Raw genomic sequence first — 15,068 nt, 5'->3', positions numbered from 1 at the left:
TTTATGTAGCCTGTTCCCTCTGCCCTTTGAGAACAACAAATAATTAATACAATGTATTTAACAGACAACCGATTATCGTCTTGTAAATATGGCAATACGTCGTTTGTAAAGTAGAGTTTGCAAAAAGTGGTATGTTTTTCTGTTTAAAATGCAGTTGTTCTCAAATAATTTTGTAACTTTGCAGATGTTTTAAAACATATTACATTAAGAGCAAGATTGCACAATTAAATTATAGCTATATATAAAGTTTATGTATTTCACACTTTTTGTTACCGTTTTGATAACGGCCGCATTCTTGGTAGTGGCAGCTTATGCTATCGCTAAGTTGATTGGCCCGCGTTCATACAATCCTGCGAAGGGTGAGCCTTACGAGTGTGGTATACCGACTTACGGAACCTCTTGGTTACCAGTACATATCGGTTACTACCTCTTTGCTATCCTTTTCTTGATGTTTGACGTGGAGACAGTATTCCTCTATCCATGGGCAGTCGTTGTAAAAGGAACTGGTCCACTTGCACTTGCAACGATTGGTTTCTTTATGCTGGTATTAGTATTTGGTCTTGCGTATGCTTGGCGGAAAGGAGCACTTGAATGGAAATAAGAAAGCCAAAAATCAAGTCTCTTCCATACGAAGAATGGAAAGACAATGACACGCTTAGCAAAATGGCAAGCGAATTGAACGATGGTGGTACAAACCTTGTTCTCGGTAACTTGGATCAGCTCATCAACTGGGGTCGTAGTAATTCTCTTTGGTCGCTAACCTTCGCAACATCATGTTGTGGTATTGAGTTTATGTCTGTTGGATGTGCACGTTATGACTTCTCTCGCTTTGGATTTGAGGTTACACGTAACTCACCACGTCAGGCTGACTTGATTATGTGTGCTGGTACAATTACAAATAAGATGGCTCCAGCATTGAAGCGTCTGTATGATCAGATGGCTGAGCCTAAGTATGTAATTGCTGTCGGTGGTTGTGCTATCTCTGGTGGTCCATTTAAGGATAGCTATCACGTTATGCGTGGTATTGATGAGATTATCCCTGTGGATGTTTATATCCCTGGTTGTCCTCCACGTCCAGAGGCCATTATCTATGGTATGATGCAGCTTCAACGCAAGGTGAAGGTCGAGAAATTCTTCGGTGGTGTTAACCATAAGCAGACAGCTGAAGAGCGTGAATTAGGTAAGAGTAATTCTGAACTCATCTTTGAAGAGAAATTAGGTATTAATCCAGAGGAGATAAAGGAGAAGCGTGAGGCTGCTTGGAACGAGGCAAAGAAACCTGCTCCAAAGCCAGCACGTCCTGTCGCTAAGCCTGCTCCTGCTGCTGTTAAGCCTGCTGAAGCAACTGAGAAACCAAAGGAAGCTGCGGTTGCATCTTCTTCAGAAACTGTTGTTCCAAAGAAAGATACGATTGTTGTTGACCAGCCTGTAACAAAGGAAGATGTTGAAAAGTTGGGTAAAGAAATCGATCAGATAGGTGCAACAGGTAAGGTTTCAGACGAGACTTCTACTAATAATTAATATATAAGGTACGCGAGAATGAAATTAGAAAATAAAGAGTTCGGTTTTGATAGCTTTGCTTCTGAGATGGCAAAGCTAAAGAATGAGAAGCATTTCGATTACCTTGTAACTGTTGTCGGTGAAGACTTTGGTGCAGAGGAAGGTCTTGGATGTATCTATATCCTTGAGAATACAAATACTCATGAACGTTGCTCTGTAAAGCAACTTGCAAAGAAGGTAGGGGAGGAGTCTGTTATTCCTTCTGTTTATCAGCTTTGGAATGATGCAGACTTATTAGAGCGTGAGGTTTATGATTTCTATGGTATCAAGTTCCTTGGTCACCCTGATATGCGTCGTCTCTACCTAAGAAACGACTTTAAGGGATATCCACTCCGTAAGGATTATGACATGGATCCAAAGAAGAACATGTACACAACGGAGGATGATGTAGAAGTTGATACAACAACAGAATGGAATCTCAATAATGAAGGTGAACTTGTTCAGACACAACATGCGCTGTTCACTGATGATAATTTCGTTGTGAATATCGGTCCTCAGCACCCATCTACTCACGGTGTGCTTCGTTTGCAGACTGTGTTGGATGGAGAGACGGTAACCAAGATCTATCCACACTTGGGATATATCCATCGTGGTATTGAGAAGCTTTGTGAGCAGTTTACTTATCCACAGACTTTGGCATTGACTGACCGCATGAACTATCTGTCAGCAATGATGCATCGTCATGCACTTGTTGGTGTTATAGAGGAAGGTATGGGCATTGAGTTGTCTGAGCGTATCCTCTATATCCGTACTATTATGGATGAGTTGCAACGTATTGACAATCACCTCCTTTATACATCTTGTTGCGCTCAAGACTTAGGCGCCCTCACAGCCTTCCTTTATGGTATGCGTGATCGTGAGCATGTATTGAATGTAATGGAAGAGACGACTGGTGGTCGCCTGATTCAGAACTATTATAGAATAGGTGGTTTGCAGGCTGATATAGATCCAAACTTTGTTTCAAACGTGAAAGAACTTTGCAAATACTTGCGTCCAATGGTACAAGAGTATTTGGATGTCTTTGGTGATAATGTCATTACTCACCAACGTTTCTGCAATGTTGGTGTAATGGATGAGAAGGATTGCATTAGTTATGGTGTGACTGGTCCTGCTGGTCGTGCAAGCGGTTGGAAGAATGATGTTCGTAAGAACCATCCATACGCAATGTATGACAAGGTTGATTTCGAACAGATAACCTTGACACACGGCGATTCTATGGATCGTTACTATTGTCATATACAGGAGATTTATCAGAGCCTTAATATTATTGAGCAGTTGATTGATAATATCCCTGAGGGTGAGTTCTATATTAAACAGAAACCAATCATCAAGGTTCCTGAGGGACAGTGGTACTTCTCTGTTGAGGGTGCAAGTGGTGAGTTTGGTGCTTATCTGGATTCACGTGGTGACAAGACAGCATATCGTTTGAAATTCCGCCCAATGGGTCTGACACTTGTTGGCGCCATGGATAAGATGTTACGTGGTCAGAAGATTGCCGACTTGGTGACTACTGGTGCTGCGCTTGACTTCGTTATCCCTGATATTGACCGCTAACATGGTTATCAATAAAGTAATCAATTAAGAATTAAATTCATACTATGTTCGATTTTAGTATAGTTACAAAATGGTTCGATGAATTGCTTCGTGTCACTTGTGGACTAAGTAATTTTTGGGCCGTTCTGATTGAGTGCGTTGTGGTGGGATTGGCAATACTTCTTGCTTATGCTTTACTTGCAATAGTGCTTATCTTTATGGAGCGTAAGGTCTGCGCCTACTTCCAGTGCCGTATTGGCCCTGTCAGAGTAGGATGGTGGGGAACTTTACAGGTCTTAGCCGATGTGTTGAAGATGTTGATTAAGGAAATCTTTGCTGTAGATAAAGCGGATAAGCTACTTTATTATTTGGCACCTTTCTTGGTTATTATCGCATCTGTCGGTACATTCTCTTTCCTTCCTTGGAATAAGGGTGCCCATATCCTTGATTTCAATGTAGGTATTTTCCTGGTGACAGCCATTAGTTCTATTGGTGTTGTTGGTGTATTCATTGCAGGATGGGGTAGTAATAATAAATATTCAGTCCTCTCTGCTATGCGTGGAGCAGTACAGATGATTTCATACGAATTGTCATTAGGTGTATGTTTAATCTCTGCTGTTATCCTAACACAAACAATGCAGATTTCAGGTATAGTCGAAGCTCAGACTGGTCCTTGGCAGTGGTTGATAGTACAAGGACATATCCCAGCTATCTTGGCTTTCCTCGTATTCTGTATTGCGGGTAATGCGGAGGCTAATCGTGGTCCATTTGACTTGGCAGAGGCTGAGAGTGAGTTGACTGCAGGTTACCATACAGAGTATAGTGGTATGGGATTTGGTTTCTACTACTTGGCTGAGTACCTTAATCTTTTTGTTGTATCAGGTATTGCATCTACAGTGTTCTTAGGTGGTTGGGCTCCTTTGAACATTGGCTTGGATGGCTTTGATGCTGTTATGAATTGCATTCCTGGTATTGTTTGGTTCTTAGGTAAGACATTCGTAGTAGTATTCTTATTGATGTGGATAAAGTGGACGTTCCCACGTCTTCGTGTCGATCAGATTCTTAAATTAGAGTGGAAGTATCTTTTGCCGCTATCACTGATTATCCTCGTATTAATGACAGTGTGTGTAGCATTTGGTTGGACATTCACTAAGTAATGGTTAAAGAGAATGGAAGATAAAAAACAATCATATTTTGGTGAAGTCGGGAGTGCACTCAAGACTCTTGCTACAGGTATGAAGGTGACCATGAAGGAATACTTCACACCAAAGTCTACCGAGCAATATCCTGAGAACCGCAAGACGACTCTTCACGTAGCTAAGCGTCATCGCGGACGTTTAGTATTTAAGCGTGATGAAGAAGGAGTGTATAAATGCACTGCTTGTACTATGTGTGAGAAGGCCTGTCCTAATGGTACTATTAAGATACTATCTGAGATGGTTACCAATCCAGAGACAGGTAAGAAGAAGAAACAACTTCTTGATTATGAGTATGACTTAGGCGATTGTATGTTTTGTGAGTTGTGTGTTAATGCTTGCAACTTTGATGCAATCGAGTTTACGAATGATTTCGAGAATTCTGTTTTCGATCGTTCTAAGTTGGTATTACACCTTGATAAGGAAGTATATAAAGGTGGTTCACTACCTGACCTTATCGATGGAGGTGCTGACTGGAAGGTTGGAACGTTCAATACTAAAAAGAAATAAAGGTTTAGAGATATGGCAAGATTAATTATGTTTGCGGTACTCGCCGTTATTATACTGGCTTCAGCCGTATTCTGTGTATCGACGAAGCGCATCATGCGAGCAGCAACAGCATTGTTGTTTGTTCTCTTTGGCGTTGCAGGTCTCTATTTCCTGCTTGATTATACGTTCCTTGGAGCTACTCAGATCAGCATCTATGCTGGTGGTATCACTATGATGTACATTTTTGCTATTCAGTTAGTAAGTAAGCGTACATTACAAGGATTATCTGAGCGTTGGTTAGGAAAGCGCACTTTCCTTGCTGCTATTATTGCTTTAGTAGGTTTCGGCGCAGTAATCTTAGTTTTGTTAAAGAATGAAGTCTTGCGTTACACAGCTGTAGACGGAAGTGCTTTTGCAAACGAGATTACGATGAAAACTATTGGTGATAACTTAATGACAGCTAAGAAATATGGATATGTTCTCCCATTCGAGTTCATTTCTTTATTCCTTTTAGCTTGCATCATCGGTGGATTAGTTATTTTGAATATCAAAAAGAAGGAGGAAAGCAAATGATACCTGTAGGATATTTCTTTGTCCTTAGTGGACTCTTGTTCTTTATCGGAGTATTTGGTTTCGTAACCCGTCGCAACCTTGTTGCAATGCTTATCTCCGTAGAGTTAGTTCTCAATAGTGTAGATATCAACTTTGCTGCATTTAATCGTCTACTTTTCCCTGATGGTTATGAGGGTATGTTCTTTACGCTCTTCTCTATCGGTGTAAGTGCGGCTGAGTCAGCTGTTGCGCTCGCTATTATCATTAATGTTTACCGTCTATTCCACAGCGATCAGGTGAACAGTATTGAAAATATGAAATTATAAAAAGAAAACAAATATGTTTGATTACGCATTTTTGATACTTCTTCTCCCGTTCTTGAGTGCTATTGTACTCGGATTGTTCGGAATGAAGATGCCTCGCAAGGTTGCTGGTATCATTGGAACCTGTATGTTAGGAACATTATTTGTTCTTAGCCTTTACACTGCTTACCATTATTTCTTTTATACTGGTGAATATACAGCAATGGGCGAGACATTCAATGTAACTGATGGTCGCTTGGCTAATGGGGCATACCCAACTGTAACAGTCTTCAACTTAACATGGTTGAAGTTTACTGACCTTCTTACATTTAACATTGGTTTCCGTCTTTCTCCAATTAGTGTAATGATGTTAATCGTCATTACTACCATCAGCTTGATGGTTCACATCTATTCATTCGGCTATATGGCTGAACGTGATGAGAATTATAAGTTTGAGGAGTATGAGCACGGCTTCCAGCGTTTCTATGCCTACCTGTCACTCTTTACGATGTCAATGCTTGGCCTTGTAGTGGCAACTAATATTTTCCAGATGTATCTCTTCTGGGAGTTGGTAGGTGTATGTTCATATCTGTTGATTGGATTCTATTATCCAAAGCACACTGCAGTTCATGCCAGCAAGAAGGCATTTATTGTCACACGTTTTGCTGACTTGTTCTTCTTGATTGGTATCTTGTTCTTCAGTTTCTATGTTGGAACATTTAACTATGATCTCAGTGTAAACCCAGGTCTTGTTGAGACATTGAATGGTTTGGCTAAGAATCCACATTTAACTTGGGTACTTCCTACTGCGCTCTTCTTGATGTTCATTGGTGGTGCAGGTAAGTCTGCAATGTTCCCATTACATATCTGGTTGCCAGATGCTATGGAAGGTCCAACACCTGTATCTGCTTTGATTCACGCAGCTACGATGGTTGTTGCTGGTGTATTTCAGGTTGCATCATTGTTACCAATCTATGTGCAGTTTGGTGCACAGGAGCAACTCCATTGGATTGCTTGGATAGCAGCATTTACTGCCTTCTATGCAGCAGCAGTAGCTTGTGCTCAGCGCGACATTAAGCGTTGTTTGGCATTCTCAACCATATCACAGATTGCCTACATGCTTGTTGCACTTGGTGTTTGCTTCTATGACAGTAAGCATGGTTCTTTTAATAGTGCAGAATATCTCCACCACGGAGGTCTTGGCTATATGGCAGCAATGTTCCACCTCTTCACTCATGCAATGTTTAAGGCTCTGCTCTTCCTTTGCTCTGGTGCTATCATTGTTATCATTGGTAGCAACTTTAAAGAGTATATGGGTGGTTTGCATAAATACATGCCAATAACTAACATCTGCTTCCTTATTGGTTGCTTGGCAATTGCTGGTTTTCCACCATTTGCTGGTTTCTTCTCTAAGGATGAGATTATCTCAGCATGTAATGCACTTCCTGGTGTAGAAGGACAGGCTTTAAAGTGGATTATGACACTTGTAGCTGGTATGACAGCATTCTATATGTTCCGTCTCTACTACGTAATCTTCTGGGGTGAGTCTTACTACGAGCAGGACCCAGAGAACCGTCGTCGTCCACAGGAAGTACCTTTCGTAATGTGGGGTCCATTGGTATTCCTCGCAATTATCTCTATCACTGCAGGTTGGATTCCATTTGGCCACTTTGTGAGTGCTAATGGTCTCAGCTATGATATCCATATTGACAGGAGCATCGCTGCAACCAGTATCTTTGCCGCACTTATCGGTTTCGCTCTTGCAACTTGGATGTATGCTGGTAAGAAGCAACCTGTTGCAGATGCGTTACAGCGCACCTTCCCACGTTTACATAAAGCAGCTCTCAATAGATTCTATATTGATAATGCTTGGCAATTCTTTACACATAAGATTGTGTTCCGTTGCTTCTCTATTCCAATCGCATGGTTTGATCGTCACGTTATTGATGGCACCTTCAATTTCATGGCTTGGGGTACACAGGAGGCTGGTGAGTCTATCCGTTCATGGCAGAGTGGCGACGTTCGTCAGTATGCCGTATGGTTCATCACTGGTACAGTAGCATTAACATTAGTATTACTTTGCTTGATTTAAAGAAATGAGTTGGATATTAACTGTATTTGTAATTATCCCCGTCCTGATGCTCTTAGGCTTATGGGTAGCCAAGAATGACAATCAGGTACGCGGTGTGATGGTAGCTGGCGCTACAGCACTTTTGATAGGTGCAATCTGGCTGACCGTTTATTTCGTTCAGCAACGCAACGCAGGTAATCATGATGCGATGCTGTTGACAAATTCTGTGATGTGGTTCAAGCCTTTGAATATTGCTTTCTCGGTAGGTGTAGATGGTATCTCTGTCGTGATGATTCTGCTTTCTGCAATCATCGTCTTCACTGGTACTTTTGCCAGTTGGCAGCTTGAGCCTATGAAGAAGGAGTATTTCCTTTGGTTCGTACTCTTATCTTCAGGTGTATTTGGCTTCTTTATCTCAACGGATATGTTCACGATGTTCATGTTCTATGAGGTTGCGCTGATTCCAATGTACCTCCTCATCGGTGTGTGGGGTACTGGTCCAAAGGAGTACTCAGCAATGAAGCTTACCTTGATGTTGATGGGTGGTTCTGCTCTCTTAGTACTTGGTATTCTTGGTATCTACTATTTCAGTGGTGCTACCACAATGGATGTCACAGAATTAGCACGTATGCATGCTATGCCCAAGAACATACAGAACATCTTCTTCCCATTGGTATTCATAGGCTTCGGTGTACTTGGTGCGTTATTCCCATTCCATACATGGTCTCCTGACGGTCATGCTTCAGCGCCTACGGCGGTATCAATGCTCCACGCTGGTGTATTGATGAAGCTCGGTGGTTATGGTTGTTTGCGTATTGCAATGTTCCTTATGCCAGATGCTTTGGAGATGTGGGCACCAGTATTCCTCGTGTTGACAACTATCTCTGTTGTATATGGTGCACTTTCAGCTTGTGTACAGACTGACTTGAAGTATATCAATGCTTATTCTTCAGTATCACACTGTGGTATGGTACTCTTCGCTTTGGTTATGACCACACAGACAGCTATCACAGGTGCAATCCTTCAGATGCTTTCACACGGTTTGATGACAGCTTTGTTCTTTGCATGTATCGGTATGATTTATCACCGTGCAGGAACACGTGACGTACGTTACCTTGGTGGTCTTATGAAGGTTATCCCATTCTTGGCTGTATCTTATGTAGTCGCAGGTCTTGCTAACCTTGGTTTGCCAGGTTTCTCTGGTTTCGTAGCAGAGATGACAATCTTCGTAGGTTCGTTCGAGAATGCAGGTATGTTCCATAGAGTAGCCACAATCATTGCTTGTACAGCGATTGTTATCACCGCAGTGTATATCTTGCGTGTGGTAGGAAAGATACTCTTCCAGAAAATTCCTAATAAGAAGTTCTATGAATTACATGATGCTACGTGGGACGAGCGTTTTGCCATTGGCTGTCTGATCTTCTGTGTTGCAGGCTTAGGACTATGCCCACTCTTCTTTGAGAATATGATTTTGGATGCGGTTCATCCTATCTTTGAGCACATTATCACGTATATACCAAATTTGGGTAATCTTTAATAAACGGGCGAAATGAATTATAGTGATTTCTTTAAGATGATTCCGGAGGCAAGTCTTGTTGCCATCCTGATTGTTTTGTTCGTTGCTGACTTTGCAACGGCAAAGACTGAAGAACGCAAGTGGTTCAATCCGCTGGCTTCTATACTCCTGCTTCTGAACACATTTGTGTGTCTCTATCCCATGGATACACAACATCTGTTCGGTGATATGTATGTAACAAGTTCTGCTGTCAACGTTATGAAGGCCATCCTTTCTATGGGTACCTTTATCGTTGTAGTACAGAGTCGTACCTGGGCTGCAAAGACTGGTAAGGAAGCTGAGTTCTATATGCTCATCGTTTCAACATTGCTTGGTATGTTTGCGATGATGAGTGCAGGCAATTTCGTAATGTTCTTCCTTGGGCTCGAAATGGCGTCTGTACCTTTGGCATGTACTGTTGCTTTCGATATGTATCGCAAGAACTCTGCAGAGGGTGCAGCTAAGTTTATCTTGACAGCAACCTTCTCAAGCGGTGTAATGCTCTATGGTATCAGCTTCCTCTATGGTCAGTTTGGTACTCTTTACTTCGCTGATATCGCTACAAAGATGCAGGCAACCCCATTGGTAATCATGGGTCTTGTGTTCTTTTTCAGTGGTCTTGGCTTCAAGATTTCTCTTGTTCCATTCCACTTTTGGACGGCAGATACCTATCAAGGTGCGCCAACAACTGTTACTGGTTATTTGAGTGTTATCTCAAAGGGTGCTGCAGCCTTCACATTGCTGAGTATTCTCTTCCATGTCTTCGGTGGCATGATGGAGTACTGGCACGTGTTGCTGATGATTGTAGTTGTTCTTTCAATTACTATTGCCAACCTCTTTGCTGTACGTCAGAATGAGTTAAAGCGTTTCATGGCATTTAGTTCTATCTCACAGGCTGGTTATATCATGTTGGCAGCTATTGGTAATAACTGGGCAAACTCTGTTGCTGCTCTTAGCTACTACGTTTTGATTTATGTTGTTGCCAACATGGCAGTCTTCACCATCATATCAGTCGTAGAGCAGAACAATGGCGGCAAAACCGACATTAGTGACTACAATGGATTTTATCAAACAAACCCACGTCTGAGTTTCTTGATGACCTTAGCGATGTTCTCTCTCGGTGGTATCCCTCCGTTTGCAGGTATGTTCTCTAAGTTCTTCATCTTTATGTCAGGTGTTAATGGTGCTGACATCAACACCACAATGGGAGCATGGGCTTACGGAGTTGTATTCATCGCTTTGCTCAACACTGTTATCTCACTCTACTACTATCTTAAGATTGTAAAGGCTATGTATATTGTTCGCACAGACAATCCATTGCCAACCTTCAAGAGTGACTGTAACACTAAGTTCGCTTTGGCTATCTGCATGGCAGGTATCCTCCTCTTCGGTGTTTGCAGCTTTGTATATGAGTGGATTGCAGCAGCAGTTTAATAAGCTACAGACTTATTAAATAAGTATACAAATCGCCCAAGGATTTCGATAAATCCTTGGGCGATTTTTGCTGATTATAGGTTTTAATGGGGTAAGATATAATACCACTTTTTGTTTCAGTTGGTCATTAATCTCTTATTATACGATGATTATAATGCCCTTTCTCTCTCATCTTTTCTTGATGTATCACTATTTAGCACATATTGTGCTAATGCTCAGCACGTGTTGTGCTGATAGTAAACACAAATGGTGCTGAGTGCAAATTAGCTTGCAATAGGTTATCAATTGCTCGCAATAATGTTTACATTAATATAGTCTTATAAGCTTCAAAAAAGTAATATTGCTGTCCGATAAAACCTCCATATACTGCAATATCCTCTCTCAATCCTGCTGAAATAGGCATGATTAGTTCTAATTTCAAATTCCAAGCCCCCCCACTAGAATAATGACAACTCTTCTGGTGGGGCTTTTACCTGGGTAATCAATCTATCCCAGTCTCTATGTGGCTGCTCAAAGAATCTTTGTATTGAGACATAACTCATAAGTAGAATTCTTATCATTGTTGCCAAGCCTGAGAAACTCCAAAGTCTCTTTATTTTGTCCTTCACTAGTGTTATAAGCAGATTGGCTATAAGCGTAATCCATATTTGTATTTTTATAGCATTCGCACTCTCTCCATAGAAGTATCTTAGAGGGAAATTCTTTTTTATTTGCTTAAATAAGGTTTCTATTTGCCATCGTTTCTTATAGATAGCTATAATATCTTCTGCCGACATCTGAGAATCATTGGTCAGCAGAGATATTAATCTGATTTTCCCTTTCTTAGTCTTATCCTGATATGTAATTTTTCTTGCTTTATGGTAGATATCTTTTTCCTTTGTATGCTTATGAAAGATAATGGTTTCTACACGTACAGCTCCATAATCTGTTGTCATCTCATAATCTGTATCAGCAATTCTTTCAAAGCTAAGATTACTTTTCATCTTAGTTACATATATAACGCCTCTTTGCGTGAGTTCTGAGAACTTTTCATAGTTGATATAGGCCCTGTCAAAAGCAATCAGTTCCTCATTGGCGTATCGTTCTGGAATAAGTGCAAATTGGTCATGACTGGCTGCGGATGTGAACTTGATATCGCTTGGAACATTCTCATTGGCAAATATCTCTGTATGTACTTTTATTCCACCCTTTTTCTTACCAGTTTTGGGGTTACGTCCTACACCTTTAAAGACCAAGTTAGAAAACAGACTTATTGTCGTAGAATCTATTATCTTTAGATTCTTCAGCCATTTAGGCTGTCCACAATTTCGGCTGTCCGAGTAAAGCTCATGGCGGTATTTCTCATATAAGTTCATATAGATTGAACCGAATATCTCGGAATCTCGACGTTTGTTTGCATCTGACAAGGTACTTCGATAAGGAAAATGCTTTAAACCAAGATGATTAAAGCGATTAACATTAGCAAAGAGAGAGGCCTTTATCTCACGCAGAGAGTCTAAACGCATCATTACTGCATAAAGCATGACGACAAGATGATGCCATGCGTCAAACTTCTTTATATAGTGTTCACCTCCCTGAGCTTGGCTCAGAGATGCAAGTTCCAAAACGAAGTGCAATAAAAGAGTGTCCCTCTCCGAGCAGATGTACGACACCGCGAACCAGCATATCTATGACATGTTAAGCGGCGGAAAGAGCCTTGCCAAACAGCAAATTACAGAACGAATGGCTGAAAAAGGCTTACCTTCGGACACTGTTTTTATGAACCTTTTTTGGAGAATGCCGAATGCGAGGCACTCATTTGCAGCGGCCCTGAAGTGGGAAACGCACATACCTACATGCTCTTAGACGAGCGAGTAGCCCCTATACCCTTACCCACAAAAGACGAGGCGTTGAGCATATTGGCACGCAATTACTTTAGAAGTCATGCCCCAGCAACGTTAGACGACTTCTGTTGGTGATCGGGATTGTCAGTGAAAGAGGTGCGATTGGGCGTTGAAATTATTGAAAAAGAGTTTCAAAAGGTCGTTTTCAACGATAAAACTTATCTGCTGCACGAATCTTCTTCAATCGACATCAAAGAGAAAGAAAGATTTATCTTTCTGTCTGCTTACGACGAATACATCATTGCCTACAAGTATCGCGGCGATGTTTTGCAAGCTTCTCACAACAGCAAAGCATTTACTAACGGTGTTTTCTTTCCCCTTATCCTACAAAATGGTAGGGCGACGGGTAATTGGAAAATGACTTTGACACGCCGAAACATCGCCATCAACACGTCTTACTTTGATAACAACGCCCCCAACAAATTTATCTGCGGCTGAAGAAAAAGTCCGTTTGCAACTTATTTCGTTCCATAACTAACGGTAAAGATACCGAAGTTATCGAGTTTCATGCCATATTTGGTTAAGCCATAAAAGGCGAAAAGACTGTCTAGTTCGCGTTGCGAACGCCGCCGCATAATCCAATCACGCTCTTGATGGTTGTTTAATACGAAAGCAATCATTTTTAACTGAGGGTGCCAAGGCTGACCAGTATAGACCAAAAAGCCGCCCGGTTGCAGTGCGGATAAAGCACCAGAGATGGCCTTACAAACAAGCTCGTTATCACCAAACAGCTCAAATATACCAGAAATAATAACAATATTAGGTTCAAAATTCAGCTGTCGATATGAGTCTTTATTAAAACAATCAAGACGAGTAAACCGTATATTTTGAAGTCCTTGCTGTTGTATCTGTGCCTCGCCGAAAGCAATATTTGCTTCCGAAAAGTCGTTTATAACCACTTCTATTTCCGGAAACTTGCGTTTGATGTCGAACAAATAATTACCCGTCCCACCGGCAATATCGAGTATTTTCACGGGTTCATTGCGCTGTTTAAGCGTTTCAATACGCTCTTCTACGGTTGCGATGAGATGCTCTCGTCGTATTCTTACTCCTCGCCAACCAATGGCGTTAAGATAGCCTTTGTCTATCCATCGCCCAATTGGTCCGCATCCCTGTGCTTGGTTGCGATAAACATAATCCAGAGACATACCCGAATCAAAACCATATTTTAGTCCCACACGCATTCCTTTACTAAGAAATCCCAAGTGATGGAGCATCCATTTCTGCATCCGAAAGCCCCAACGTTCAATTCGGGGAAGCATATTCAAAGTCATTTTGTTATACTCGTCAACTGTAAATTTATCAGGCATACAGGTCGCCGGCGGTTGTTCGAGTGAGAAACAGCGGTTAATAAACTCAGCAATAGGATTGTAAACCTGCTCACGTTGCGTTTCAAACAATAGCCCGTGATAAAACCCTTTAAGCTTGACAAACCGCTTTTGGGTGGAGCTGATGTCAACAAAAAACCGCTTTTGCATATCGTCTTTCACCACGTAATCTTTACCGGCAGAGAGCAATAGCGTCGGTATGGTTATTGCAGCAGCATCTTCTACTATACGCTTTCCTGCTTTCAGCAAATCCAAGAGATAGTGCGCATCAATTTCTCTAGTAATTAGCGGGTCGGTGTCGTACGCCTTTTGCTGTTCCACATCATGTGTCAACACCTTCGATTTTACATAACTGGGCACTGTTAGGTGTTTGAAGAGCCGCGCTGCCAACGCAATTCCCGTCTTTGCAAAAGGCACATATAACTTAATGGTAAACGCAGGAGCAAGAAGTGCCATACCAGCAATACGGGGCGCAAAGTCGTGACACCACGCCGAAACAATTACACCTGCAATGCTGTTAGCCACCACAAAGATGTCTCTCTCAACAATTCCATACTGCTCATAGAGGTATTTTACGAAAGCATCCAAGTCGCGTACATAGTCCATAAAATGGGGTGAAACGGATTGCGAAGTATGCCCCAGTCCACGCATATCAAAGCCAAAGATGTTGAAATGCACAAATTGCTCGTTCTCAGCAAAGGCTTGCAAACGTCCCGAATGTTCGTGCCCGCGATGCAATATCACAATGGTTTTCTGCGAAGGGTTGTAATTCCACACCCTATAAAAAATATCTGCGTTGTCAAAACTCTTAAATGTTCCTGTTTCCATTTTTATCTTTGGTTAAATTTTTACTTATCATTAACTGCAGCGTTTCACCTATTCGGCGACTCCGAAAACGGCCCATTGCACAATGAATATATAGCTTTCGAGGCACATCTTCGGCTTTCATCTTCTCTAAAACTGTATTTACAATACGCTCCTCACAGGCTTTGGGGATAGTGGCAATATCCAAAAGCGGAAAGCAATGGTAATCTGCCGATGTGCGAAAGTAGGCGTTTTCGGGTAATTCGGCTGAAAGGTCGAACACCGAAACCTCTCCCAACATGGCGAATTTCCGAGCAGAACGGCATGAAAGCAAGCCTCCAACGAAGATGTTGGGTGCAAT

12 protein-coding genes and 1 pseudogene are annotated in these 15,068 nt (G+C 41.6%); 11 read left to right on the top strand and 2 right to left on the bottom strand.

The window, feature by feature from the left end:
- Positions 1-250 precede the first annotated feature (250 nt).
- Genes HMPREF0666_RS05005 through HMPREF0666_RS04960 form a run of 10 tightly spaced genes read left to right on the top strand, consistent with a single transcriptional unit; the run spans position 251 to position 10,692 of the window.
- Positions 251-601 carry an NADH-quinone oxidoreductase subunit A gene (locus tag HMPREF0666_RS05005; RefSeq protein WP_009011252.1) on the top strand — a complete coding sequence of 117 codons (351 nt, stop codon included), beginning with the start codon at positions 251-253 and terminating at the stop codon, positions 599-601.
- On the top strand, positions 592-1,521 hold the full coding sequence (locus tag HMPREF0666_RS05000) for an NADH-quinone oxidoreductase subunit B (RefSeq protein WP_009011251.1): 930 nt from the start codon (positions 592-594) through the stop codon (positions 1,519-1,521). The genes HMPREF0666_RS05005 and HMPREF0666_RS05000 overlap by 10 nt, the downstream gene beginning before the upstream one ends.
- 18 nt (positions 1,522-1,539) lie before the next feature.
- Positions 1,540-3,114: an NADH-quinone oxidoreductase subunit C gene (locus tag HMPREF0666_RS04995; protein WP_009011250.1), complete on the top strand. Its 1,575-nt coding sequence runs from the start codon at positions 1,540-1,542 to the stop codon at positions 3,112-3,114.
- Between the two features lie 44 nt (positions 3,115-3,158).
- Entirely contained in the window at positions 3,159-4,250 is a 1,092-nt protein-coding gene (nuoH, locus tag HMPREF0666_RS04990) for an NADH-quinone oxidoreductase subunit NuoH (protein ID WP_009011249.1), read from the top strand.
- A gap of 12 nt (positions 4,251-4,262) precedes the next feature.
- Complete coding sequence (locus HMPREF0666_RS04985; RefSeq protein ID WP_009011248.1) at positions 4,263-4,799, top strand: 4Fe-4S dicluster domain-containing protein; 537 nt, start codon at positions 4,263-4,265, stop codon at positions 4,797-4,799.
- Positions 4,800-4,811: 12 nt separating this feature from the next.
- On the top strand, positions 4,812-5,351 hold the full coding sequence (locus HMPREF0666_RS04980) for an NADH-quinone oxidoreductase subunit J (RefSeq protein ID WP_009011247.1): 540 nt from the start codon (positions 4,812-4,814) through the stop codon (positions 5,349-5,351).
- Positions 5,348-5,656, top strand: a complete 309-nt coding sequence (gene nuoK / locus HMPREF0666_RS04975; protein WP_009011246.1) for an NADH-quinone oxidoreductase subunit NuoK — start codon at positions 5,348-5,350, stop codon at positions 5,654-5,656. Before HMPREF0666_RS04980 ends, nuoK begins: the two co-directional genes overlap by 4 nt.
- Before the next feature lie 13 nt (positions 5,657-5,669).
- On the top strand, positions 5,670-7,724 hold the full coding sequence (locus tag HMPREF0666_RS04970; RefSeq protein WP_009011245.1) for an NADH-quinone oxidoreductase subunit L: 2,055 nt from the start codon (positions 5,670-5,672) through the stop codon (positions 7,722-7,724).
- 4 nt (positions 7,725-7,728) lie between these two features.
- The gene (locus HMPREF0666_RS04965) at positions 7,729-9,240 is read left to right on the top strand and encodes a NuoM family protein (protein ID WP_009011244.1); all 1,512 of its coding nucleotides are present in this window, start codon (positions 7,729-7,731) and stop codon (positions 9,238-9,240) included.
- A 12-nt stretch (positions 9,241-9,252) separates the two neighbouring features.
- The gene (locus HMPREF0666_RS04960; RefSeq protein ID WP_009011243.1) at positions 9,253-10,692 is read left to right on the top strand and encodes an NADH-quinone oxidoreductase subunit N; all 1,440 of its coding nucleotides are present in this window, start codon (positions 9,253-9,255) and stop codon (positions 10,690-10,692) included.
- A gap of 437 nt (positions 10,693-11,129) precedes the next feature.
- Here the strand turns inward: HMPREF0666_RS04960 and HMPREF0666_RS04955 are convergent, their stop codons facing one another.
- Positions 11,130-12,296: an IS4 family transposase gene (locus HMPREF0666_RS04955; protein WP_232214060.1), complete on the bottom strand. Its 1,167-nt coding sequence runs from the start codon at positions 12,294-12,296 to the stop codon at positions 11,130-11,132.
- A 210-nt stretch (positions 12,297-12,506) separates the two neighbouring features.
- Between HMPREF0666_RS04955 and HMPREF0666_RS04950 the strand changes: the two are divergent.
- A pseudogene (locus tag HMPREF0666_RS04950) lies at positions 12,507-13,013 on the top strand (DNA glycosylase AlkZ-like family protein).
- A 20-nt stretch (positions 13,014-13,033) separates the two neighbouring features.
- Here the strand turns inward: HMPREF0666_RS04950 and HMPREF0666_RS04945 are convergent.
- Positions 13,034-14,731, bottom strand: a complete 1,698-nt coding sequence (locus HMPREF0666_RS04945) for a bifunctional alpha/beta hydrolase/class I SAM-dependent methyltransferase (protein WP_009011241.1) — start codon at positions 14,729-14,731, stop codon at positions 13,034-13,036.
- Positions 14,732-15,068: the final 337 nt, after the last annotated feature.

Source organism: Prevotella sp. C561 (assembly GCF_000224595.1).
GTDB lineage: Bacteria > Bacteroidota > Bacteroidia > Bacteroidales > Bacteroidaceae > Prevotella > Prevotella jejuni.
This window is presented reverse-complemented; position numbering and strand designations above follow the sequence as displayed.

Bases quoted from the DNA above. Each gene is read 5' to 3' on its own strand.
- HMPREF0666_RS05005 (WP_009011252.1), top strand. From the start codon at position 251: ATGTATTTCACACTTTTTGTTACCGTTTTGATAACGGCCGCATTCTTG.
- HMPREF0666_RS04970 (WP_009011245.1), top strand. From the start codon at position 5,670: ATGTTTGATTACGCATTTTTGATACTTCTTCTCCCGTTCTTGAGTGCT.
- nuoH (WP_009011249.1), top strand. From the start codon at position 3,159: ATGTTCGATTTTAGTATAGTTACAAAATGGTTCGATGAATTGCTTCGT.
- HMPREF0666_RS04960 (WP_009011243.1), top strand. From the start codon at position 9,253: ATGAATTATAGTGATTTCTTTAAGATGATTCCGGAGGCAAGTCTTGTT.
- HMPREF0666_RS04980 (WP_009011247.1), top strand. From the start codon at position 4,812: ATGGCAAGATTAATTATGTTTGCGGTACTCGCCGTTATTATACTGGCT.
- HMPREF0666_RS04995 (WP_009011250.1), top strand. From the start codon at position 1,540: ATGAAATTAGAAAATAAAGAGTTCGGTTTTGATAGCTTTGCTTCTGAG.
- HMPREF0666_RS04965 (WP_009011244.1), top strand. From the start codon at position 7,729: ATGAGTTGGATATTAACTGTATTTGTAATTATCCCCGTCCTGATGCTC.
- HMPREF0666_RS04945 (WP_009011241.1), bottom strand. From the start codon at position 14,731: ATGGAAACAGGAACATTTAAGAGTTTTGACAACGCAGATATTTTTTAT.
- HMPREF0666_RS05000 (WP_009011251.1), top strand. From the start codon at position 592: ATGGAAATAAGAAAGCCAAAAATCAAGTCTCTTCCATACGAAGAATGG.
- nuoK (WP_009011246.1), top strand. From the start codon at position 5,348: ATGATACCTGTAGGATATTTCTTTGTCCTTAGTGGACTCTTGTTCTTT.
- HMPREF0666_RS04985 (WP_009011248.1), top strand. From the start codon at position 4,263: ATGGAAGATAAAAAACAATCATATTTTGGTGAAGTCGGGAGTGCACTC.